This window comes from Erwinia sp. 2186 (genome assembly GCF_057812255.1).
Map to the genome: position 1 here is coordinate 3,208,281 of NZ_CM173824.1, position 22,045 is coordinate 3,230,325.

At 54.6% G+C, this 22,045-nt stretch carries 16 protein-coding genes; 8 read left to right on the top strand and 8 right to left on the bottom strand.

Annotation, left to right across the window (positions count from 1 at the left end):
• Positions 1-27: 27 nt before the first annotated feature.
• The 6 genes from ACXKZG_RS14855 to lrp all read right to left on the bottom strand — a co-directional run bounded on the left by ACXKZG_RS14855 (position 28) and on the right by lrp (position 9,226).
• Positions 28-1,179: an MFS transporter gene (locus ACXKZG_RS14855; protein ID WP_013201519.1), complete on the bottom strand. Its 1,152-nt coding sequence runs from the start codon at positions 1,177-1,179 to the stop codon at positions 28-30.
• Positions 1,180-1,537: 358 nt separating this feature from the next.
• Positions 1,538-2,830, bottom strand: coding sequence for a serine--tRNA ligase (serS, locus tag ACXKZG_RS14860; RefSeq protein ID WP_013201518.1), 1,293 nt, complete (start codon positions 2,828-2,830; stop codon positions 1,538-1,540).
• Between the two features lie 93 nt (positions 2,831-2,923).
• On the bottom strand, positions 2,924-4,267 hold the full coding sequence (locus ACXKZG_RS14865; protein WP_488875081.1) for a replication-associated recombination protein A: 1,344 nt from the start codon (positions 4,265-4,267) through the stop codon (positions 2,924-2,926).
• A 7-nt stretch (positions 4,268-4,274) separates the two neighbouring features.
• Complete coding sequence (gene lolA, locus ACXKZG_RS14870) at positions 4,275-4,886, bottom strand: outer membrane lipoprotein periplasmic chaperone LolA (protein WP_013201516.1); 612 nt, start codon at positions 4,884-4,886, stop codon at positions 4,275-4,277.
• Positions 4,887-5,087: 201 nt separating this feature from the next.
• Positions 5,088-8,612 (bottom strand): DNA translocase FtsK 4TM domain-containing protein, encoded by a 3,525-nt coding sequence (locus ACXKZG_RS14875; protein ID WP_488875082.1) that lies wholly within the window; start codon positions 8,610-8,612, stop codon positions 5,088-5,090.
• 119 nt (positions 8,613-8,731) lie between these two features.
• Positions 8,732-9,226, bottom strand: a complete 495-nt coding sequence (gene lrp, locus ACXKZG_RS14880; protein ID WP_013201514.1) for a leucine-responsive transcriptional regulator Lrp — start codon at positions 9,224-9,226, stop codon at positions 8,732-8,734.
• A 528-nt stretch (positions 9,227-9,754) separates the two neighbouring features.
• Here lrp and trxB point away from each other — a divergent pair.
• The 5 genes from trxB to infA all read left to right on the top strand — a co-directional run bounded on the left by trxB (position 9,755) and on the right by infA (position 15,669).
• Complete coding sequence (gene trxB, locus ACXKZG_RS14885; RefSeq protein ID WP_013201513.1) at positions 9,755-10,723, top strand: thioredoxin-disulfide reductase; 969 nt, start codon at positions 9,755-9,757, stop codon at positions 10,721-10,723.
• 145 nt (positions 10,724-10,868) lie between these two features.
• A complete protein-coding gene (cydD, locus tag ACXKZG_RS14890) occupies positions 10,869-12,638 on the top strand; it encodes a heme ABC transporter permease/ATP-binding protein CydD (RefSeq protein ID WP_488875083.1) in 1,770 nt (589 codons plus the stop codon).
• On the top strand, positions 12,635-14,362 hold the full coding sequence (cydC, locus tag ACXKZG_RS14895) for a heme ABC transporter ATP-binding protein/permease CydC (RefSeq protein ID WP_346594940.1): 1,728 nt from the start codon (positions 12,635-12,637) through the stop codon (positions 14,360-14,362). The genes cydD and cydC overlap by 4 nt, the downstream gene beginning before the upstream one ends.
• A 32-nt stretch (positions 14,363-14,394) precedes the next feature.
• The gene (aat, locus tag ACXKZG_RS14900; RefSeq protein ID WP_488875084.1) at positions 14,395-15,087 is read left to right on the top strand and encodes a leucyl/phenylalanyl-tRNA--protein transferase; all 693 of its coding nucleotides are present in this window, start codon (positions 14,395-14,397) and stop codon (positions 15,085-15,087) included.
• Positions 15,088-15,450: 363 nt separating this feature from the next.
• Positions 15,451-15,669, top strand: a complete 219-nt coding sequence (gene infA / locus ACXKZG_RS14905; RefSeq protein WP_002211347.1) for a translation initiation factor IF-1 — start codon at positions 15,451-15,453, stop codon at positions 15,667-15,669.
• A gap of 92 nt (positions 15,670-15,761) precedes the next feature.
• Here infA and clpA read toward each other — a convergent pair whose 3' ends face one another.
• Positions 15,762-18,038 carry an ATP-dependent Clp protease ATP-binding subunit ClpA gene (clpA, locus tag ACXKZG_RS14910; RefSeq protein ID WP_488875085.1) on the bottom strand — a complete coding sequence of 759 codons (2,277 nt, stop codon included), beginning with the start codon at positions 18,036-18,038 and terminating at the stop codon, positions 15,762-15,764.
• 28 nt (positions 18,039-18,066) lie between these two features.
• Positions 18,067-18,387: an ATP-dependent Clp protease adapter ClpS gene (gene clpS / locus ACXKZG_RS14915; RefSeq protein ID WP_013201508.1), complete on the bottom strand. Its 321-nt coding sequence runs from the start codon at positions 18,385-18,387 to the stop codon at positions 18,067-18,069.
• A 318-nt stretch (positions 18,388-18,705) separates the two neighbouring features.
• Here clpS and cspD point away from each other — a divergent pair, with 318 nt between their 5' ends.
• The 3 genes from cspD to poxB all read left to right on the top strand — a co-directional run bounded on the left by cspD (position 18,706) and on the right by poxB (position 22,003).
• Positions 18,706-18,933: a cold shock-like protein CspD gene (gene cspD / locus ACXKZG_RS14920; RefSeq protein ID WP_013201507.1), complete on the top strand. Its 228-nt coding sequence runs from the start codon at positions 18,706-18,708 to the stop codon at positions 18,931-18,933.
• 325 nt (positions 18,934-19,258) lie between these two features.
• Complete coding sequence (locus ACXKZG_RS14925) at positions 19,259-20,158, top strand: LysO family transporter (protein ID WP_134823811.1); 900 nt, start codon at positions 19,259-19,261, stop codon at positions 20,156-20,158.
• Positions 20,159-20,281: 123 nt separating this feature from the next.
• Entirely contained in the window at positions 20,282-22,003 is a 1,722-nt protein-coding gene (poxB, locus tag ACXKZG_RS14930; protein ID WP_488875086.1) for a ubiquinone-dependent pyruvate dehydrogenase, read from the top strand.
• The last annotated feature ends 42 nt before the right edge of the window (positions 22,004-22,045 follow it).

The window sequence follows — 22,045 nt, forward strand, 5'->3', positions numbered from 1 at the left end:
GGCGCCATTTTTATTGCGTACGCAGTATCAGGCTTGCGCGAATGGCGTGGCTTGCTTATCAGATTTACGCAGCAGCATCACCAAATAGACAAAGGCCACAGCGGCAATCATCATAAACAGCACAGGGTCAGAATAGTTCTGCATCAGCATTGAGGTCATCGCCGGGCCAAGCAGACTGCCAACGGTATAGCTCAGTAACAGAGCCTGATTCATTGCGACCAGCTCATGATGAGCGACCGTTTCACAGGCCCAGGACATGGCAACCGGATACAACGTAAAGCCGGCACAACCCAACACAAACAGCGCAGGTGCCATTGCCGCATTACCCAACATCGCAAAGGCGCCGAGGATAACCACAAACACCTGTACGCGCAGCACCAGCAGGCGGCCATAGCGATCGGCCAGGCGACCCACAGGCCATTGCCCGACAATTCCGGCGCTGACCATCAAAGCCATCCAGTATCCCACCGTGGCATCATTCATTCCCTGATGGGAGAGATACAGCGGCATCAGACCATATAACGAACCAAGAAGGATGCCGGAGATGATGCAGCCGTTGATACCCAAACGCGCGCTACGACGGCGCAGCATTGGCCACATACGTCCTGGTGCGGCTTCCGTGTCGTCCCCTTTGGCCGTCACTTTGGTGAAGACCAGCGGCAGGATAGCCGCCACGATTATACCGGTTACCCACGGCAGAACATGCAGCAGTTCTGTGGAAACCTTGCTCACCAACAGCTGACCGGCAACGGTACCGATATAGTAGACAATCATATAGGCAGCCAGCAGCTGACCACGATTACGTAGCGTTCCACTGCACAGCAAGGCGCTTTCAACGATAACCCAAATCAGTGCGCAGCCAATTCCGGCAACAAAACGCCACATAGCCCAAACCCAGAAACCGCTTTCCAGCCCTAACGCGGCGGTAGCCAGCGCAAAGAGCACTGAAGCGATGTAATAGCTGCGGTTAAAGCCCAGTCGTTTGATTGCCCAACCTGCAACCAGAGTGCCTGCCAGATTACCGGTGTAGTAAGAAGAACTGACCACCCCAACCTGCCACGTTGGCAGGAAATCGTGCGTGAGCCAAAGCGGCACCAGCGTATTCAGCACGGCGATCGAAATCGTCAGCAGCAGAAGGCCGCAAAGCAGCACAATAACAGGGCGAGACCAGGTGGACATAGTGGCGGAACTACCAAAAGAAGAGATGATTTTGCGCGCATAATGCCACTGCCGGAATAAAAGTCAATCTGGCAAAAAAAGGCTGAAGCCCAAAGGGATTAGCGATGATTTAAATTACTTATCATGCCAGAGAAGGCAGAAACAGACTGATTTAAGGGGCGCGATTAACCGATTGAAATTAGGACGCTTTTATTTACATCCGAGTCTCATAATCAGATAATTTTCCTGTCCCATTGATTACTTTGATTAAAAAATATTGCCGTAGCGATGCAGACGATTTTTGCTATACGCCGGGCCTTAAACAAAAAAAAGCCTGCGGGCGTAACCAGCAGGCTTTTTAGCAGGAGCACGTCAGAAATTAACCGACGAATTCAAGACCTTTCATATATGGCTTCAGAACCTCAGGCACCGCGATGCGACCGTCAGCCTGCTGGTAGTTTTCCAGCACCGCCACCAGCGTACGACCCACTGCCAGACCAGACCCGTTAAGGGTATGAACGAGGCGGGTTTTCTTCTCGGTTTTCGGTCTGCAACGAGCCTGCATACGACGCGCCTGGAAATCGCCCATATTCGAACAGGAAGAGATTTCGCGGTAGGTGTCCTGCGCTGGCAGCCACACCTCCAGATCGTAAGTTTTGCATGAGCCAAAGCCCATATCACCGGTGCAAAGCAACACTTTACGGTATGGCAGTTCCAGCAGCTGAAGCACCTTCTCCGCGTGTCCGACCAGTTCTTCCAGAGCATCCATGGAATCTTCCGGACGGGTAATGTGCACCATTTCAACTTTATCGAACTGGTGCATACGGATCAGGCCACGGGTATCACGACCATAGGCACCGGCTTCTGAACGGAAGCAAGGTGTATGCGCGGTGAACTTCAGCGGCAGAGACTCTTCTTCCAGAATTTCATCGCGAACCATATTGGTCAGCGGTACTTCTGAAGTCGGGATCAGCGCATAATCACTGCTGGACGCTTCTTCTTCCAGCGGACGAGTGTGGAACAGGTCTTCACCGAACTTAGGCAGCTGGCCGGTGCCGTGCAAAGACGCATGGTTCACCAGGTAAGGAACGTAAGTTTCCAGATAGCCGTGCTGCTCGGTGTGCAGATCCAGCATAAACTGGCTCAGCGCACGGTGCATCAGCGCAATTTGACCCTGCATCACCACAAAGCGTGAACCTGTCAGTTTGGCGCCCATGGCGAAATCCAGACCGGAAGCCATTTCACCCAGTTCGACGTGATCGCGAACGGCGAAATCAAATTCACGCGGGGTTCCCCAGCGGCTGACTTCGAGGTTTTCACTGTCGTCTTTACCCAGTGGTACTTCATCAACCGGGATATTCGGGATAGCAGAAGCCATTTCACGAATGGCGTTCAGCAGTTCGTCCAGTTCCGCTTTGGCCGCATCCAGGCTTTCGCCCAGCGCGTTCACTTCCTGACGTAATGGCTCGATGTCTTCCCCACGCGCCTTGGCCTGCCCGATAGATTTGGATCGGGAGTTACGTTCTGCCTGCAGTGTTTCGGTTTCGACCTGCAGAACTTTACGGCGCTCTTCCTGCGAACGCAGCGTGTCAACGTCAAGCTTATAGCCCCGGCGTGCCAGTTTTTCAGCGACTGCGTCTGGCTCATTACGCAGCAGATTGGGATCGAGCATGCTTGTCCTGTGATTATTCGAGTGAGTAAATGAGGGGCGCATCCGGCGTGCGAATGCGTTGAATTCCTTGCTAACCTTACCGCAACGTCAGTGTCAACGGTAGCGTTTTGTCGGGCTATTTTGATCCTGCTCAGCCAGCCAGGCTAGCTTTTCACCGATCTTCCCTTCAAGACCTCTGGAAGTCGGTCGGTAGTACCGCGTTTGTGCCATTTCAGAGGGGAAGTAGTCCTCACCAGCCGCATAGGCGTTCGGCTCGTCGTGGGCATATCGGTATTCCGCACCCAGCCCCATTTCTTTCATCAGCTTGGTCGGCGCGTTTCGCAGATGTTCAGGCACATCGAAATCTGGATTATCTTTTGCGTCGCGCATCGCGGCTTTAAACGCGGTATATACCGCGTTGCTCTTCGGTGCACAAGCCAGATAGACGATAGCCTGGGCAATCGCGCGTTCCCCTTCCGCTGGCCCAACGCGAGTAAAACAGTCCCAGGCGGAAATAGCGACCTGCATTCCCCGGGGATCGGCATTCCCCACATCCTCCGAGGCGATTGCCAGCAAGCGACGGGCAACGTACAGCGGATCGCCACCCGCGGCAATAATACGGGCATACCAGTACAGGGCGGCATCAGGTGCTGAGCCACGTACCGATTTATGCAGTGCCGAAATCAGATCGTAAAAGCGATCGCCTTTATTATCGAACCTGGCGCTGCGTTCGCCTGACACTTCGTTCAGCAGTTGAGCCGTCAGCTCCCGCTTGCCTTTGCTGTTGACCTCGGCCATATCGGCCATCATCTCCAACGTGTTTAGCGCACGGCGAGCATCGCCGTTAACCAGTTCGGCAATCATCCTGCGCGTACCCTCAGGCAGAACGATATTCTCTTTGCCATAACCGCGATCGCTGTCTTTCATGGCCTGATCGAGCACGATTTCGATGTCTTCACTGGTTAGCGATTTCAGCAGATAGACGCGGGCACGGGAAAGCAGTGCTGAATTGAGCTCAAACGACGGGTTTTCCGTTGTGGCACCGATAAAGGTGATGGTGCCATCTTCAATATGTGGCAGAAACGCATCCTGCTGACTTTTGTTAAAACGGTGAACTTCATCGACAAACAGGATGGTGCGACGCCCGGCATCGCGGTTTTGCCTCGCGCGCTCGATGGCTTCGCGGATCTCTTTTACGCCCGACGTCACTGCGGAGATGCGTTCCACATCAGCCTGGCCGTAACGGCCGATAATTTCGGCCAGCGTGGTTTTTCCTGTCCCTGGCGGCCCCCACAGGATCATCGAATGCAGATGCCCGGCCTCGATGGCGCGTGGCAGAGGCTTACCGGCAGCCAGCAGGTGCTGCTGCCCAATATATTCTGCCAGCGTTGCTGGCCGCATACGGGCGGCCAGAGGCTGAAATTCATTGTGGGAGAAATCCAGAGACAGAGTATTCACGCTAACCTCACTGACGCTGATCGTCCAGCGTCACGCCTTTTGGCGGTGTGAACTGGAACTTACTGGCTTCAACAGCCCCATTTTGCTGGCTCTTCAGTGCATAGCTGCTGCGCTGTCCATCCTGCTCCACGGCGCTGAACTGGTTTATGGTGCCGTTAGTGGAAACATTGATGGTGAACTGCTTCAGGTTGCCATCGGTAGATTTAGGGGTCAGGTCGAAGTTGTCGCCCTGCTGCTTAATGTTGTACTGCTTCCAGTCACTGCCCTGATTACGCGCGATCAGCATAAACGGCGTGTTACTGGTGGCATCTTTCAGCCAGGTTGCACTGACCTGCTCAACAAACGGGTTATAGAACCACAGCGTTTTGCCATCAGAAATCAGCACGCTTTCGTCCGGTGCGGTCATATGCCAGTTGAACAGGTTCGGGCGTTTAACCCACAGTTCACCTTCCCCATCCTGAACGGACTGTCCGCTACCGTCAGTGACTTTCTGCGTGAAGCTGGCGTGGAAGCTCTTCACTTTGTCCAGACGCTGCTGCAGGTCTGAAGACGCATCGGCCAGTACACTGGCAGAGGCAAAGGCGGTCAGCAGACAGCAGGAGATCAATAATTTTTTCATTAGGGCATCCTTATTAAAACTTTTTATCCCGATAAGCGGGGAAGCCTGGGGGGATAACTGTAGCCAGGCACTAGCGAAATCAACAGGGGATCCCCTGAATGAAACTGGCAATACTGTCTGATATGGGGATAAGCCCCGGAAACTCAACGGGCCGGGTCTCCCCGGCCCGTATTTTAAGGCAAAACTGACCTGACAGCCGACTTACATCTCATGTGGCGGAGGGGAAAGCACTTCACGGTTACCGTTATGGCCCGGTGAAGAGACAATCCCCTGTGCTTCCATCTGTTCGATAATACGCGCCGCACGGTTGTAGCCGATGCGGAATTGACGCTGCACACCAGAAATAGACGCACGACGTTTCTCCACCACAAAGCCAACGGCCTGATCGAACAGCGGATCCAGCTCTTCATCACCATCCAGCGTCAGACCGCCTTCGCTCTCTTCGCCAGCGGTGATGCTCTCGATGTATTGCGGACGACCGCGCGCCTTCCAGTCCTGCACAACGGCGTGAACTTCCTCATCGCGCACGAAGGCACCATGAACACGCACAGGCATCGAGGAGTTTGGTGGCATATAAAGCATGTCACCCATTCCCAGCAGCGATTCAGCGCCTGCCTGATCGAGAATTGTACGGGAGTCGATCTTGCTTGAAACGGTGAACGCAATACGCGTTGGAATGTTAGCCTTGATCAAACCGGTAATCACATCGACCGACGGACGCTGTGTCGCCAGAACCAGGTGGATCCCTGCGGCACGCGCTTTCTGTGCCAGGCGGGCAATCAGCTCTTCAACTTTCTTGCCCACCGCCATCATCAGGTCGGCGAACTCATCGACCAGCACCACGATATAGGGCAGTTTTTCCAGCACCGGCGGCGTGGCATCCATGCTTTCGCCCGGTTTCCAGAATGGATCCGGAATTGGACGCCCCATCGCTTCAGCCTGAGCCACCTTCTCGTTGTAGCCTGCCAGATTACGCACACCCAGCGCCGACATCAGCTTATAACGACGTTCCATCTCACCGACACTCCAGCGCAGCGCATTGGCGGCGTCTTTCATGTCGGTAACGACTTCGGTCAGCAGATGAGGAATGCCTTCATAGACCGACAGTTCCAGCATTTTCGGGTCGATCATGATAAAGCGCACGTCTTCCGGCGAGGCCTTATACAGCATGCTGATAATCATGGCGTTAACGCCGACCGACTTACCAGAACCGGTGGTACCGGCCACCAGCAGGTGAGGCATCTTGGCCAAATCCGCGATCACCGGCTGCCCCGAAATATCTTTGCCCAATACCACGGCAAGCGGTGAGGGGTTATCGCGGAATTTAGCGCACTCCAACACTTCACGCATATAGACCGTCTGGCGATGCTTATTAGGCAGCTCCAGACCAACATACGGCTTGCCAGGGATCACTTCCACCACGCGGACAGCAACGGCTGAAAGCGAGCGGGCAAGGTCACGAGACAGGTTAGAAATACGGGCCGCTTTCACGCCCGGTGCTAAATCCAGTTCGAAACGCGTAATGACCGGACCTGGTGAGATGCCAACCACTTCGGCTTTCACGCGGTAATCAGCCAGACGGGCCTCAACCAGTCGGGCCATTTGCTCCAGGGCAAACATATCGACAGGTTCAGCTTCAATCGGCGGTTCGGTCAACAAATCCAGCGAAGGCAACGGTGTGGTTGGGCGTTCCAGACGTTGCTCATGACGCACAAGGAACGGGTGGAACAAGCTATCTTCAGCCGGTTTCGCCGGTTCTGGCTCAGGCGCAGCTTCCTGAGGAGCCTGCCAGGATGGGGCAACCGGTGCCTGTGGCTGCTGTGCTACCGGCTGAGCCGGAGGCGTCTGCCATGACGGGGTTACCGGAGCCTGTGGCTGCGGCGCGACCGGCTGAGCCGGAGGCGTCTGCCATGACGGGGTTACCGGAGCCTGTGGTTGCGTCGCGACCGGTTGAGCCGGAGGCGTCTGCCATGATGGCGTGACGGGTTGCTGTACCGGCGCATGTTCAGGCGTAGAACTGTGCTGTTGCCACTGCTCTGCGGCTTTATCGGTCTCTGCGGGTAAGGTAAACAGCGGCTCGCTTGGGCCGTCATCCACCAAATCATCCATTGGAGAGAAATCGAACGCTCCGGCGGTATCCAGTTTGAAGGACGGAGCCTGCTGCTGGTCCTCTTCGCCATACCGTTGCTGCTGTTGTTCAGCAAACTGACGAGCCAATGCAGCCTGTTGCAGAGCGGCTTCATCATCTTCTGCGAACTCTTCGCCATAGCGCGTCTGCTGCTGAGCCATAAAGGCCTCGCGCAGATGGGCCTCTTCCAGCTCCATCGCATCTTCATCCGCAGCGGGCAGAGTGGCGGAGGTGGATCCCAGCAGTTCCTGCTCTTCTTTCGCCTTCTCTTCAGCCATACGCTGAGAAGGCAATTTGATGCCATAAGAAGCCAGTTCACGACGCGTTGGCAATTTAACCGGGTTAGGACGCGGCAATGCCGGGCCGATGCCTTGCTTAACCTGAGGGTTAACCGGCGCCTCACTGGTCGCACTGAATCCCGGCATAAACGGCGCGGACGCTGCCGCGACTTTAGCCGCAGCCACGACACCCTGAGTGCCAGCAGCCATATCGGTTGGCTGAGTGGACTGCGGAGCAGAGAAGTCGAATGGCGAAGAACTGTCTCGCCAGTTCCCCATCCGTGGCCCTTCATCTTCGTCATCCACCTGCACTGAAGGTGCAGGCGTGGTCTCAGCCGGCATTTCAAAGCGGTAAAGTTCAGGCGTTTGTGCTACTGGCGCAGCCGCAACAGGCTCGGGAGTCGCCGCCTGAGCGGGAACATGCGCAGGCTGAACGCTGGCGACCGGAGAAACCGGGGCAGCAGGAGCCTCTTCAGCTTGCGGAGCCGCAGCCAATGGTGCAGCAGTTGCAGCCACAGCCGATTTGCTCAGAAGCGGATCGTTGTCCTCTGCTTCATGCTCATCGTCCTGCAGTATTTTCTTCGGCGCAGACAGCAGCACATCATCTTCTTCGCTGCGGGCGCTTTGCTTCAGAACAGGTGCGGCCGGAACCGCTTCGCCCTGCTCGTCTTCATACTTATCATCATGCCAGTGCTCATCGTTACGCGAACGATTACTGGCAAAGGTCAGCACGCCCATCACGACACCACCGATTTTCTCAGCGATAGTGAGCCATGACCAGCCGGTATAGAGCGTTAATCCCGCAGCCCAGATGCACAGCAGCGTCAAGGTGCCACCGGCGCTGCTGAACCATGGTGCCATGGCATTACTCAGCAGGCTGCCAATCACGCCACCCGAAGCGAAGTACCAAATGTCATCGGCATTCAGCGCCGCAAGGCCGCATGAAGTGATCACCAGAGCCAGCACGCCAATCAGGCGCAGGGCGACTGCGAAGTAATCAATGAATTCCTGAGAGTGGCGCTGACGGAAAGTGATCCAGCAAAGGCCTAAAATGACTGGAGGAATGGCATAGGCCATCACACCAAAAATGAAGAACAGGGTATCCGCAAGCCAGGCGCCAATGCCGCCGCCCACATTGTGGATAGGTTCATGCCAGGCGGTCTGAGACCAGCTGGGATCGGAAGGATTGAAGCTCACCAACGCTGCCATCAGATAAACGGCAAAAAGAGCCACAACAATCAACAACGCTTCGAGCAGACGACGCCCACTGCTAAGCGGTTGTAAGGATACTTCTTTATCTTCTGTGTATTCCTGGCTCAAGAGTACTCTCCAGGGGCCTGTAAACTATGGAGGCAACAGCGCCGGGCGAGCCCGACGCTGAACCTGTATGAATTCACAGGAGTGTACCGAAAACTATCAGGTTTTGCACCTGCCCTGTGTTACCGCGTTTTAATGACTAAGCGGTTACTTTGTTTCACTTCTTCCATGACGACATAGGTCCGCGTATCGTTCACGCCCGGCAGACGTAGCAGGGTCTCGCCCAGCAATTTACGGTAAGCCGACATATCAGGAACACGGGTTTTCAGCAGATAGTCAAAATCGCCTGAAACAAGATGACACTCTTGAGTTTCCTCAAGTTTTTGTACGGCGGCGTTAAATTGCTCAAACACATCCGGTGCACCACGATTCAGAGTAATCTCAACGAATACCAGCAGTGACGCGTCCAGATAGTGTGGATTCAGCTGCGCGGTATAACCCAGGATGAATCCCTGGCGCTCGAGGCGACGGACACGTTCAAGGCAGGGTGTCGGGGATAAACCCACACTCTTGGAAAGATCGACGTTAGAAATTCGACCATTCTTTTGCAGTTCGTTAAGGATGTTGCGGTCGATCCTGTCGAGATCTTTACCAGGTCGTTTTTTATTGTCTACCATTATTATTGTCTCTCTTAATGCCTTCCCTTTACTTGCCATACCCTGGCGCATTCGATGTGCAGGGTTGTTCTAAGTGAAGTCAGGAGCCTGCTGCGCTTCTTGCAAAACGCCCATCCGTATGACGCATGTTGTCTGTCCACACCATGCGTCATGACCAATGACAGACTGAGTTTATTCGGCCAGCGTGCCAAAACATGGAATGAAAATCTGTTTTGCCAACCTAAATCCCCTCTGCTTCCTACACTGTTTTCGCAAAAGCGCAGCCGATTGTCAAAGCAAAACAACTAAAACCAGTACAACATGCCAGAAGTATCGCTGCGTGACTGTTTTTAAATGGATATTTTCAGGGCATTGCACTGTCAGGTGTCAGCGTTTGCCCCAAAATAGCGCACAACTCGCCCGCAAGGTGAAAGGGTCCATTGGTCAAACCTTTCGCAGTCATCGTTAACAAAATCGCAGAATGCTTTTGTTGCCGCGTTAAATTCCCTACAATCGAAAAATGTTTGCCAGACAAATAATGAGGGTCTCATGAGCACGGCCAAACACAGTAAATTACTTATCCTGGGCTCAGGCCCGGCTGGCTATACCGCTGCCGTTTATGCAGCGCGCGCCAATTTGAATCCGGTGTTAATCACCGGCCTGGAAAAAGGCGGTCAGTTGACCACCACCACCGAAGTTGAAAACTGGCCGGGTGACCCGAACGATCTGACCGGTCCGGCGTTGATGGAACGTATGCAGGAGCATGCGGAGAAATTCAACACCGAGATCATTTTCGACCACATTCATACGGTCGATCTGCAGACGCGCCCGTTCAGATTAACTGGCGACAGCGCGGAATATACTGCTGATGCTTTGATCATCGCTACCGGTGCCTCTGCCCGCTATCTGGGCTTGCCGTCTGAAGAAGCGTTTAAAGGACGCGGCGTTTCAGCCTGTGCAACCTGCGATGGTTTCTTCTACCGTAACCAGAAAGTTGCGGTGATCGGCGGGGGGAATACCGCCGTTGAAGAAGCGCTTTATCTGGCGAACATCGCTGCAGAAGTGCATTTGATTCACCGCCGCGACAGCTTCCGCGCGGAAAAAATCCTTATCGACCGTCTGATGGAAAAAGTGCGCAACGGCAATATCGTGCTGCACACTAACCAGACGCTGGATGAAGTGATCGGCGATCAAATGGGTGTCAGCTCGCTGCGCCTGCGCTCTGCGCTGGACGATCAGCAGACTGAAGAGCTGAATGTAGCCGGTCTGTTTGTCGCCATCGGGCATAGCCCGAACACCGGCATCTTCAAAGATCAGCTTGAGCTGGAAAATGGGTACATCAAAGTCCAGTCGGGTCTGCAGGGCAATGCGACTCAGACCAGTATTCCAGGCGTGTTCGCCGCGGGTGATGTGATGGATCATATCTACCGTCAGGCGATCACCTCAGCCGGCACCGGTTGTATGGCGGCTTTGGATGCAGAACGCTTCCTCGATGGATTAGTTAAAAACTCTCAGTGAGTTGTTAACACTCTGCATCAATCTTGCCAAAGGCGACCTCAACTGGTCGCCTTTTTGCTTTCCGCATTGTAACATTGCCAGCCAATCCCCCTGTTTTTAGCAGGGATGTTTTCTCCTCTTTCGTCTAACGCTCAGCTGGAAAAGCATGAACAAAACACGGCAGCAACAGTTACTCCGTTGGTTAAAAAGCCAGACCGGGCTGGGTAAGCGCTGGTTACGGCTCTCTCTGATGCTTGGCATGTTAAGCGCCCTGCTGATTGTCTGTCAGGCGTGGCTGCTGGCCTCACTGCTACAGGCGTTGATTGTTGATCACACGCCACGAGAAGCCTTAGTCACCCCGTTCGTGCTGCTGTTCGGCTGTTTCGTTCTGCGCGGTGTGTTGGCCTGGCTACGCGAAAAAGTGGGATTCGAATGTGGCAAAGCTATCCGAACCACGCTCCGACGTACGGTCCTCAACCAGCTCAGCGCATTGGGGCCGGCCTGGATCCAGGGTAAACCTGCGGGCAGTTGGGCCACGCTGCTGCTGGAACAAATCGAAGATATGCAGGATTACTATTCCCGCTATCTGCCGCAAATGCTGCTGTCCGTTTTTATCCCCTGCTTTATTCTGATTGCCCTGTTCCCTGTAAACTGGGCCGCTGCGCTCATTTTGCTGTGTACCGCGCCGCTGATACCGCTGTTTATGGCGCTGGTCGGTATGGGCGCGGCGGATGCCAATCGCCGTAACTTTCAAGCGCTGGCCAGGCTCAGTGGCCACTTCCTCGATCGTTTACGTGGGCTGGAAACCTTACGCCTGTTCCATCGTGCAGAAGCGGAAACCGAGAGCATTCGCCAGTCTTCGGAAGATTTCCGGCAACGAACCATGGAAGTCCTGCGCCTGGCTTTCCTCTCCTCCGCCGTGCTTGAGTTCTTCGCCTCACTGTCAATCGCGGTTGTGGCGGTCTATTTCGGCTTCTCATACCTCGGCGAACTCAATTTTGGCCATTATGGCTCCGGCGTTACGCTGTTTGCCGGATTCCTTGCGTTGATCCTCGCGCCGGAGTTCTTCCAGCCACTCCGCGATCTCGGCGCGTTTTATCATGCCAAAGCGCAGGCCGTCGGCGGCGCGGATGCACTGGAAACCTTCCTGAATCAGAGCGAAACCCTGACCTCCTCACAAGGCGAAAAGGTGATTGATACGCAGCATGGCCTGACTTTCGAGGCACAGGAACTGCAGATCCTTTCCCCGGATGGCAAGGTACTGGCAGGACCGTTGAATTTCACCTTGCTTCCTGGCATGCGCGTGGCGCTGGTCGGGCAAAGCGGTGCGGGTAAGACCTCCCTGCTTAACGTACTGCTGGGTTTTCTGCCCTACCAGGGATCGCTGCGGGTCAACGGGACTGAACTGCGGGAAATCTCGCCGGAGTTCTGGCAACAGCAACTTGCCTGGGTTGGACAGAACCCTCACCTCCCTGCGGCAACGTTACGGCAGAATATTGTGCTGGCCGGCCGGGTTGACCCGATCAAGCTTGACAACGTTTGCCAGCAGGCCGGCGTAAAAGAGTTCCTTTCACAGCTGCCGAATGGACTGGAAAGTGAAATCGGTGAGCAGGCCTCTTCCCTGTCAGTCGGTCAGGCGCAACGTGTTGCAGTGGCCAGGGCGCTGTATAAGTCCTGCCATTTCCTGTTACTTGATGAGCCCGGTTCAAGCCTCGACAGTCGCAGTGAACAGCGGGTTAATGAAGCCTTACTGGCCGCGTCCCTCAGCCAGACCACCTTAATGATCACCCACCAGTTGGATCAACTGGGCCGCTGGGATGAAATCTGGCTGATGCGCAACGGCAAAATCCTGCAGCAAGGTGACCACGCTGAGCTTATGCGCTCGCCCGGTGCATTTGCCGAACTGGCTGCCAGGCGTCAGGAGACCGTAGAATGAAAACGTTAATGCCGTTTCTGGCCCTTTATCGCCGTCATATCTGGCGGCTGTCATTGGGAATTGTGCTGGCCATTATTACCCTGCTGGCCAGCATCGGTCTGTTAACACTTTCCGGCTGGTTCCTGGCCGCTTCCTCAGTGGCAGGCTTTGCCGGCTTATACAGCTTCAACTACATGCTGCCAGCCGCTGGTGTCAGGGGTGCGGCGATCACCCGCACTGCAGCACGCTATTTCGAGCGCCTGGTCAGCCACGATGGCACATTCAGAGTCCTTCAGCATCTGCGGGTGTTTACCTTTAGCAAACTGCTGCCGCTCTCCCCTGCGGGATTAAGTGGCTATCGTAAAGGCGACTTGCTGAACAGACTGGTTGCTGATGTCGATACGCTTGACCATCTTTATCTGCGCGTCATCTCACCATTGTTTGGCGCTTTTGTGGTGATTCTTACTGTAACCGTTGGCTTGAGCTGGCTGGACTGGCATCTGGCGGTGATATTGGGCGGCCTGATGTTACTGACGCTGCTACTGCTTCCTCCGCTGTTTTATCGCGCTGGCAGGCCGGCAGGTATCGCTCTGACCGCATTACGCGGTCAATACCGCACTCAGCTGGCCGACTGGCTGCAGGCTCAGGCAGAGCTGGCACTTTACGGAGCGGCTAAACTCTTCCGCCAGAATCTTGACCAGACTGAAGCACGCTGGATGGCTGCGCAGCAACGTCAGGCCAGCCTGATGGGACTCTCTCAGGGGTTACTGACGTTGATTACCGGCTTTACCGTGGTGCTGATTTTATGGCTAAGCGCGGGCGGCATCGGTCATCTGAAGGAGCCTGGCGCCTTTATTGCCCTGTTTGTGTTTTGTGCTCTGGCGGCCTTTGAAGCGCTGGCGCCGGTTGGGGGCGCGTTTCTGCACCTGGGTCAGGTGATGGCGTCAGCGACGCGGGTTTCTGAAGTAATTAACCAGCAACCTGCGGTGCATTTTGCCCACACTCCCCTTCCAGCACGCGAAGGCGTTTCCCTGAGTATCAAGGATCTGAGCTTCAGCTATGGCGATCATCATCCTGCGCTGGACTGCCTCTCACTGGACGTTGCCCAAGGGGAACATGTCGCGCTGTTGGGCAGAACGGGCTGCGGGAAATCGACACTCCTCCAGCTTCTTACTCGCGCCTGGGATCCACAGCATGGCAGCCTGCTCCTCAACGGGCAGCCACTGCAGCAGTGGGATGAAGCTTCTCTGCGTGCGGCCACCAGCGTGGTCACACAACGTGTTCACCTTTTCAGTAACACGCTGCGGGAAAATTTGCTGCTGGCCTCAGCGCAAAGCAGCGACGCGCAACTGGTTGAAGTCCTTAACCAGGTGGGCCTTGGCGGATTGCTGGAGGATGATTTGGGGCTGAATGCCTGGCTGGGTGAAGGTGGACGTCAGCTCTCCGGTGGCGAGTTAAGAAGGCTGGGTCTTGCGCGTGCACTACTGCATAACGGTGATTTATTGCTGCTGGATGAACCGACCGAAGGCCTTGATGCTGAAACAGAGCAGCAAATTCTGGCGTTACTTCACGAGGTCGCCAAAGACAAAACGATGATTATGGTGACTCACCGCCTGCAAGGCCTGCAGCAGTTCGACAAAATTTGCATTATGGACAGCGGCAGGATCATTGAGCAGGGAAATCATGTCGAATTAATCTCAAAACGCGGTCGCTACTGGTATTTCCACCAGCGGTTTGCGCTATAGTCATAGCCTCTCGTGCCGCAGAGGCTGTTAACATGCGCCTGATCCAACTCTCAAGGGAGTCACTCAACTTCCCGCCGCCGGAAATGGCGCTGCGTGAACCTAATGGCCTGTTGGCGATGGGTGGCGATCTCAGCCCTGCCCGCCTGCTGAGCGCCTATCACCGTGGCATTTTCCCCTGGTTCTCGCCGGGGGATCCGATTCTGTGGTGGTCGCCCGATCCTCGTGCGGTGCTTTATCCACAAAGCTTCCACCTCAGCCGCAGCATGAAGCGCTTTCATCAGCAGTCACCTTACCGCGTGACGCTTAATCAGAGCTTTTATGATGTTATCGAAGGCTGTGCCAGCAATCGTGAAGAAGGGACATGGATAACCAATGAAGTTCGCCGCGCCTGGCTGAAGCTGTTTGAGGCAGGACATGCGCAGTCGATTGAGGTCTGGCATGAGAATGAACTGGTCGGCGGGATGTACGGGCTGGCGCTGGGACAGATTTTTTGTGGCGAATCGATGTTCAGCCGGCGAGAAAATGCCTCAAAAACGGCATTGTTGGTATTCAGCCGCTATTTTCAGCAGCAAGGTGGAAAAGTGATCGACTGCCAGGTACTGAACCCGCATACCGCTTCGCTTGGCGCTGAGGAGATAGGCCGTGCGGATTACCTGCATCAGGTCAACTCGCTGGCAGATCAGCCGCTTTCAGCGAACTGTTGGCAGCCGCAGACCCTTTTTTAGTGGGATTAAACGATGTTTTCCACGCAAGAGTGGATAACAGTGATATAATATGCGCGTTTGGTATGTCGTCCGCCCATCGCCTCCTGTCACTGGCGAGCCGGGATTGGCCTGGCTGGGAATATTAACGCACTTTGTCTTTCGGTTTGCATTGCGCACAGGAGCGAATGCGAGACCCATTTTTAGCCCGCATTTCCCCCACGCTGACGTCGTACACTGCACATTTTTAATCGTGAGCTCCTCTGCGCGAAACGCGTAACAGAGGAGTTGATGCTGGTGAAATCACCAACAATTCTTTACATAATACTTGAAATTCGGCATTATCTTGCCGGTTCAAAACTAAGGTTGTAACACCTAGAGGATTCGATGGCCAAAGAAGACAATATTGAAATGCAGGGTACCGTATTGGATACGTTACCTAACACCATGTTCCGCGTTGAGTTAGAAAATGGACACGTGGTTACCGCTCACATCTCCGGTAAAATGCGTAAAAACTATATCCGCATCCTGACGGGCGACAAAGTCACTGTTGAGCTGACCCCGTACGACCTGAGCAAAGGCCGCATTGTCTTCCGTAGTCGCTAATTAGCATTCAGCCGTGCTGCCGCCCGTAGCCGCAGCACCCATAAAAAAAGGCCGGATATCATATCCGGCCTTTTTTCTATCTATCGAACAGCTTAGTGTTCTGACCCTACCGTTTTACGCTTCTCAGCGCTAACGAAGTCATAGGTCAGCTGGTTTTTCTCTTTATCGAGAGCCACCGACACGGAGCCGCCATCCACCAGCGAACCAAACAGCAGTTCGTTTGCCAGCGGTTTTTTCAGGCATTCCTGCACGGTACGCGCCATTGGACGTGCGCCCATCGCTTTATCGTACCCTTTCGCTGCCAGCCAGTCCCGGGCATCATCGCTGACTTCCAGCGACACGCCTTTCGCATCCAGCTGCGCCTGCAGTTCGACAATAAACTTGTCGACAACCTGATGGATAACCTCGGTATCGAGGTGTTTGAACCAAATAATATTGTCCAGACGGTTACGGAATTCTGGCGTAAAGATCTTTTTGATCTCTTCCATCGCATCGGTGCTGTTATCCTGGTGGATCAGACCGATCGACTTACGTTCAGTTTCCCGCACGCCGGCGTTCGTGGTCATCACCACCACCACGTTACGGAAATCGGCTTTACGGCCGTTGTTATCGGTCAGCATACCGTTGTCCATTACCTGCAACAGCAGGTTAAAGACATCCGGGTGTGCCTTCTCGATTTCATCAAGCAGTACTACCGCGTGTGGATGCTTAATCACCGCATCCGTCAGCAGGCCGCCCTGATCGAAACCAACATAGCCTGGAGGCGCACCAATCAAACGGCTAACGGTGTGACGCTCCATGTATTCCGACATATCGAAACGCAGCAGCTCAATGCCCAGCGCTTTCGCCAGCTGAACGGTCACCTCAGTTTTACCGACGCCCGTAGGACCAGCAAACAGGAAGGAACCGACAGGTTTACGATCCTGACCCAATCCGGCGCGACTCATTTTGATCGCTTCGGTTAAGGCCTCAATCGCATCATCCTGGCCAAATACCAGCATTTTCAGACGATCGCTCAGGGTTTTCAGCGTGTCACGGTCGGTGGCAGAAACACTCTTCTCTGGAATACGCGCAATGCGGGCCACCACAGATTCGATATCCGACACGTTAACCGTTTTCTTACGCTTACTAACCGGCATCAGACGTGCGCGAGCGCCCGCCTCATCAATCACGTCAATCGCCTTATCAGGCAGATGACGGTCGTTGATGTATTTCACCGCCAGCTCCACGGCGGCTCTGACCGCTTTCGCGGTGTAGCGCACGTCGTGGTGAGCTTCGTATTTCGGCTTCAGACCATTGATGATTTGCACGGTTTCGTCGACAGAAGGTTCGGTAATGTCGATCTTCTGGAAACGGCGAGCCAGCGCACGGTCTTTTTCAAAGATGTTGCTGAATTCCTGATAGGTTGTGGAACCCATCACGCGAATTTTCCCGCTGGAGAGCAGCGGCTTGATCAGATTAGCGGCGTCAACCTGGCCACCTGATGCAGCACCGGCACCGATGATGGTGTGGATCTCATCGATAAACAGAATGCTGCTGGTATCCTGCTCAAGCTGTTTTAACAGCGCTTTGAAACGTTTTTCAAAATCACCACGGTATTTGGTGCCCGCCAACAGTGAACCGATATCCAGCGAATAAATCGTGGCATCTTTCATCACTTCCGGCACGTCACCCTGCACAATGCGCCAGGCCAGGCCTTCCGCAATGGCGGTTTTACCGACGCCAGACTCACCCACCAGTAACGGGTTATTTTTACGACGACGGCAAAGTACCTGAACAGTACGCTCCAGTTCTTTATCGCGCCCGATCAGTGGGTCAATCCCACCTACGCGAGCAAGCTGATTAAGATTGGTGGTGAAGTTTTCCATACGATCCTCCCCGCCTGCTTGCTCTTCGTTGACCGGATTTTCCGCACCTGACGACGGACCCGGTTCATCTTTACGCGTCCCGTGGGAAATGAAGTTAACCACATCAAGACGGCTGACTTCATGCTTACGCAGCAGATAAGCGGCTTGCGACTCCTGCTCGCTGAAAATCGCGACCAGGACGTTAGCACCCGCAACTTCGCTACGACCGGATGACTGCACGTGGAATACGGCGCGTTGTAATACGCGTTGGAAACTGAGCGTCGGCTGAGTGTCGCGCTCTTCTTCGCTGACCGGCAAGACCGGGGTGGTTTGTTCGATGAAGGCTTCGAGCTCCTGCCGGAGAGCCACGATATCGACCGTGCAGGCTTCTAACGCCTCGCGGGCCGACGGGTTACTGAGCAATGCCAGTAACAAATGCTCGACAGTCATAAACTCATGACGGTGCTCGCGCGCTCTGGCGAAAGCCATATTTAAACTGAGTTCCAGTTCTTGATTGAGCATAGGCACCTCCCCCAATAGATCGCCTTATTCAGGCTTTTTCCAGCGTACACAGCAACGGATGCTCGTTCTCCCTGGCGTACTTATTTACATGAGCGACTTTGGTCTCTGCCACTTCAGCAGTATAGACACCGCAGATCGCCTTTCCCTGGTAATGGACCGCAAGCATCAGTTGCGTTGCACGTTCAGTATCATAAGAAAAGAACTTTTGCAGTACGTCAATAACAAATTCCATAGGTGTATAATCGTCATTGTTCAGAATAACTTTATACATCGAAGGTGGCTTAAGCCCTTCACGGAGCTTGTCATCTGCAAGGTGTTCAAAGTTAAGCCAATCGTTAGTGTTTGCCATACGTACCCAATCTCAACACGTTACTTACTCAGGTCAGACTAACATTATTAAGGGTAAGTTTAACACGCCCAGAATGTTGGCCCACGCCGGTGATTGTTTGCTGCAAACTGCCGCTACGCGACCTCCATCACAAAATTCGCAATAGCGTTAACTGCTTCAAATTTTGATGATTTCGTCCCCGTTTGAACGCCCCATTTGCTTGACGCTCAATGCCAAATCTCTACAGTACAGGCATAAGCTGAATGCGTTTTAACCAGCTTAGAGGCTTTAAGCCTCGCCACCTCACTCATTCGAATGTCTTGCGAGGGAAGTAGAAGCATGGAGACGGGTACTGTTAAATGGTTCAATAATGCCAAAGGCTTCGGCTTTATCTGTCCAGTCAGTGGCGGCGAGGATATCTTCGCGCACTACTCGACCATCAAGATGGATGGATACAGAACGCTGAAAGCCGGGCAACAAGTCCAGTTTGATGTGCATGAGGGACCGAAGGGCAATCATGCCAGCCTCATTGTCCCTGTGGAAATGGCGATGGCAGTCAGTGCCTGACCTTTCCTTACCTCATTCTGAACAACCCTACAGTAAAATGCCAGCCATGCACGCTGGCATTTTTATGACTGACATCCGGCAATACCTTTAAGATTGGGCTGCTACGCCTCTTTTCAAGGGAGCAAATTCAGAATTCATCGTTACGCTGGCCGGCAACGGAGCAGTGTCATGATAACCCTCTGAAAATCCGAGCTTATGCAGGAAATGCTCCATATCCAGTACGGGTAACCCGACGAGGCCCGGTGAAGACGGGAACTTTGCTTTACTCCGCTAAGAATTTTCGCTAGCTTGACGCCACAAATTCTCCCCACGGACGACCTGCCCCATGTATTCAGGATTGCTGATCATTCTTATTCCTTTGATCCTCGGCTACATTCTGCCGACTAAAAACCCCTCTTTGCTGCGACTGGTAAATAAGCTTCTCAGCTGGATGGTGTACGTTATCCTGTTTTTTATGGGCATCAGCCTGGCCTTTCTCGACGATCTGAGCAGCAATCTGCTGTCTATTTTCCATTACTGCGCGGTCAGTGCGGTCTGCATCTTGATCTGTAATTTGCTGGCGCTGCGGTTGTTGGAATCGCGCCGTCCGTGGACACACAAACACCGGCAGGAAGCCCTTCCTTCGCGGCTGCATATGGCGCTGGATTCATTAAAGCTGTGCGGCGTGGTGGTGATTGGATTTGTGCTGGGCCTGAGCCACTGGGCGCCGCTGAAATTTGCCTCGCTGGCCAGCGAATACGCGCTGCTGTTTTTGCTGTTCCTGGTGGGATTACAGCTGCGCGGCAGTGGCATGACGCTGCGCCAGATCATCCTCAACCGTCGTGGCCTGATGGTGGCGATGGTGGTGTTCCTCAGCGCGATGGTCGGTGGCGTGCTGACCGCCTTATTGCTTGGCCTACCGCTAAAAACCGGCATGGCGATGGCGTCAGGCTTCGGCTGGTATTCGCTGTCGGGCATTCTGATGACTGAATCCTTCGGGCCGGTGATTGGCAGCGCGGCGTTCTTTAATGACCTGATGCGCGAACTGCTGGCGATAATGCTGATCCCGGCGCTGATCTCACGTCACCGCTCAAGCGCGCTTGGGCTGTGTGGCGCAACCTCCATGGATTTCACCCTTCCCGTGCTGCAACGCAGCGGCGGAACGGAGATCGTACCGGCGGCCATTGTTCACGGCTTTCTGCTGAGCCTGTTTGCGCCCATTCTGATCGCGCTGTTCTCCTCCTGAGTCTCTGGCAGCCTGCGGGCTGCCGTAAACCGCACGTTTGACTACCGCCCACTCCCTGACAACGCCCCGCCTTCGTCTATGCTTTACTCTGACTAATTTGAGATAAGCCAAACGGAGAAAGGCATGAAACAGACCGTAGCCGCCCTAGTGGCGAAAACGTTAGAAAGCGCCGGGGTAAAACGCATCTGGGGAGTTACCGGAGATTCCCTGAACGGGCTGAGCGACAGCCTGAACAAAATGGGCACCATCGAATGGATGCCGACCCGCCATGAAGAAGTGGCCGCCTTTGCCGCCGGTGCCGAGGCACAAATCAGCGGCGAACTGGCAGTGTGTGCCGGTTCCTGTGGCCCCGGCAACCTGCACCTGATCAACGGCTTGTTTGACTGTCACCGCAACCGCGTACCGGTACTGGCGATTGCCGCGCACATTCCATCCAGCGAAATTGGCAGCGGCTATTTCCAGGAAACCCATCCGCAGGAACTGTTCCGCGAATGCAGCCATTACTGCGAGCTGGTCTCCAACCCGGAGCAGTTACCGCAGGTACTGGGCATCGCCATGCGCAAAGCCATTCTTAATCGCGGTGTGTCCGTGGTGGTGCTGCCAGGTGATGTCGCGCTGAAGCTGGCGCCGGAAGGTGCGACGGCTAACTGGTATCCGCCTCAGTTGCCGGTGGTGCAACCGCAAGCCACTGAGATGGTTAAGCTGGCCGAACTGCTGAATGAGTCACATAACATCACCCTGATGTGCGGCAGCGGCTGTGCCGGCGCGCATGCGGAAGTCGTCAAGCTGGCCGAGACGCTGAAAGCGCCGATCGTTCACGCGCTGCGCGGCAAAGAGCATGTGGAATACGATAATCCTTATGACGTTGGCATGACCGGGCTGATCGGCTTCTCGTCTGGCTTCCATGCGATGATGAACGCGGACACCTTGGTATTGCTGGGTACGCAGTTCCCTTATCGGGCGTTCTATCCTGCCGATGCGAAAATCATTCAGATCGATATCAATCCGGGCAGCATTGGATCGCACAGTCACGTCGATATGGCGTTAATTGGCGATATCAAAACCACGCTCGCCGCGCTGTTACCGCAGCTGGAGGTTAAACAGGATCGCGACTTCCTTGATAAAGCGCTTGAGCATTATGTCGATGCGCGTAAAGAGCTGGATAATCTGGCAACCGCCAATGATAAACAGGCGATTCATCCACAATACGTGGCCCAGCAGTTAAGTCGCTTTGCCGACGACGACGCCATATTTACCTGTGACGTGGGAACGCCGACCGTCTGGGCCGCACGCTATCTGAAGATGAACGGTAAACGCCGGCTGATTGGCTCCTTTAACCATGGCTCGATGGCTAACGCCATGCCGCAGGCGCTGGGGGCGCAGTCGCTGGACAAGCAGCGTCAGGTGATAGCGATGTGTGGCGATGGCGGTTTCAGTATGCTGATGGGCGATTTCCTCTCGGTTGCTCAGCTCAAACTGCCGGTAAAACTGGTGGTGTTCAACAACAGCGTCCTCGGCTTTGTGGCGATGGAGATGAAGGCCGGCGGTTATCTGACTGACGGTACCGACCTGGAAAATCCGAATTTTGCGGAGATTGCCACCGCCTGTGGCGTGAAAGGGATCCGCGTGGAGCGCGCGTCAGACCTTGATGCAGCCCTGCAGGAAGCGCTGAATCACGATGGTCCGGTGCTGGTTGATGTGGTGACCGCCAAAGATGAGCTGGCCATGCCGCCGCAAATCAAGCTGGAGCAGGCGAAAGGCTTCAGCCTGTATATGCTGCGGGCGGTGATCAATGGCCGTGGTGACGAAGTGGTTGAACTGGCAAAAACCAACTGGCTGCGGTAAAACATTTGCAGGTCTTTTTTTACGGACGCTACGGCGTCCGTT

Coding starts and splice junctions, on each gene's coding strand:
- ACXKZG_RS14855 (WP_013201519.1), bottom strand. CDS start 1,179: ATGTCCACCTGGTCTCGCCCTGTTATTGTGCTGCTTTGCGGCCTTCTG.
- serS (WP_013201518.1), bottom strand. CDS start 2,830: ATGCTCGATCCCAATCTGCTGCGTAATGAGCCAGACGCAGTCGCTGAA.
- lolA (WP_013201516.1), bottom strand. CDS start 4,886: ATGAAAAAATTATTGATCTCCTGCTGTCTGCTGACCGCCTTTGCCTCT.
- lrp (WP_013201514.1), bottom strand. CDS start 9,226: ATGGTAGACAATAAAAAACGACCTGGTAAAGATCTCGACAGGATCGAC.
- trxB (WP_013201513.1), top strand. CDS start 9,755: ATGAGCACGGCCAAACACAGTAAATTACTTATCCTGGGCTCAGGCCCG.
- cydD (WP_488875083.1), top strand. CDS start 10,869: ATGAACAAAACACGGCAGCAACAGTTACTCCGTTGGTTAAAAAGCCAG.
- cydC (WP_346594940.1), top strand. CDS start 12,635: ATGAAAACGTTAATGCCGTTTCTGGCCCTTTATCGCCGTCATATCTGG.
- aat (WP_488875084.1), top strand. CDS start 14,395: ATGCGCCTGATCCAACTCTCAAGGGAGTCACTCAACTTCCCGCCGCCG.
- infA (WP_002211347.1), top strand. CDS start 15,451: ATGGCCAAAGAAGACAATATTGAAATGCAGGGTACCGTATTGGATACG.
- clpA (WP_488875085.1), bottom strand. CDS start 18,038: ATGCTCAATCAAGAACTGGAACTCAGTTTAAATATGGCTTTCGCCAGA.
- clpS (WP_013201508.1), bottom strand. CDS start 18,387: ATGGCAAACACTAACGATTGGCTTAACTTTGAACACCTTGCAGATGAC.
- cspD (WP_013201507.1), top strand. CDS start 18,706: ATGGAGACGGGTACTGTTAAATGGTTCAATAATGCCAAAGGCTTCGGC.
- ACXKZG_RS14925 (WP_134823811.1), top strand. CDS start 19,259: ATGTATTCAGGATTGCTGATCATTCTTATTCCTTTGATCCTCGGCTAC.
- poxB (WP_488875086.1), top strand. CDS start 20,282: ATGAAACAGACCGTAGCCGCCCTAGTGGCGAAAACGTTAGAAAGCGCC.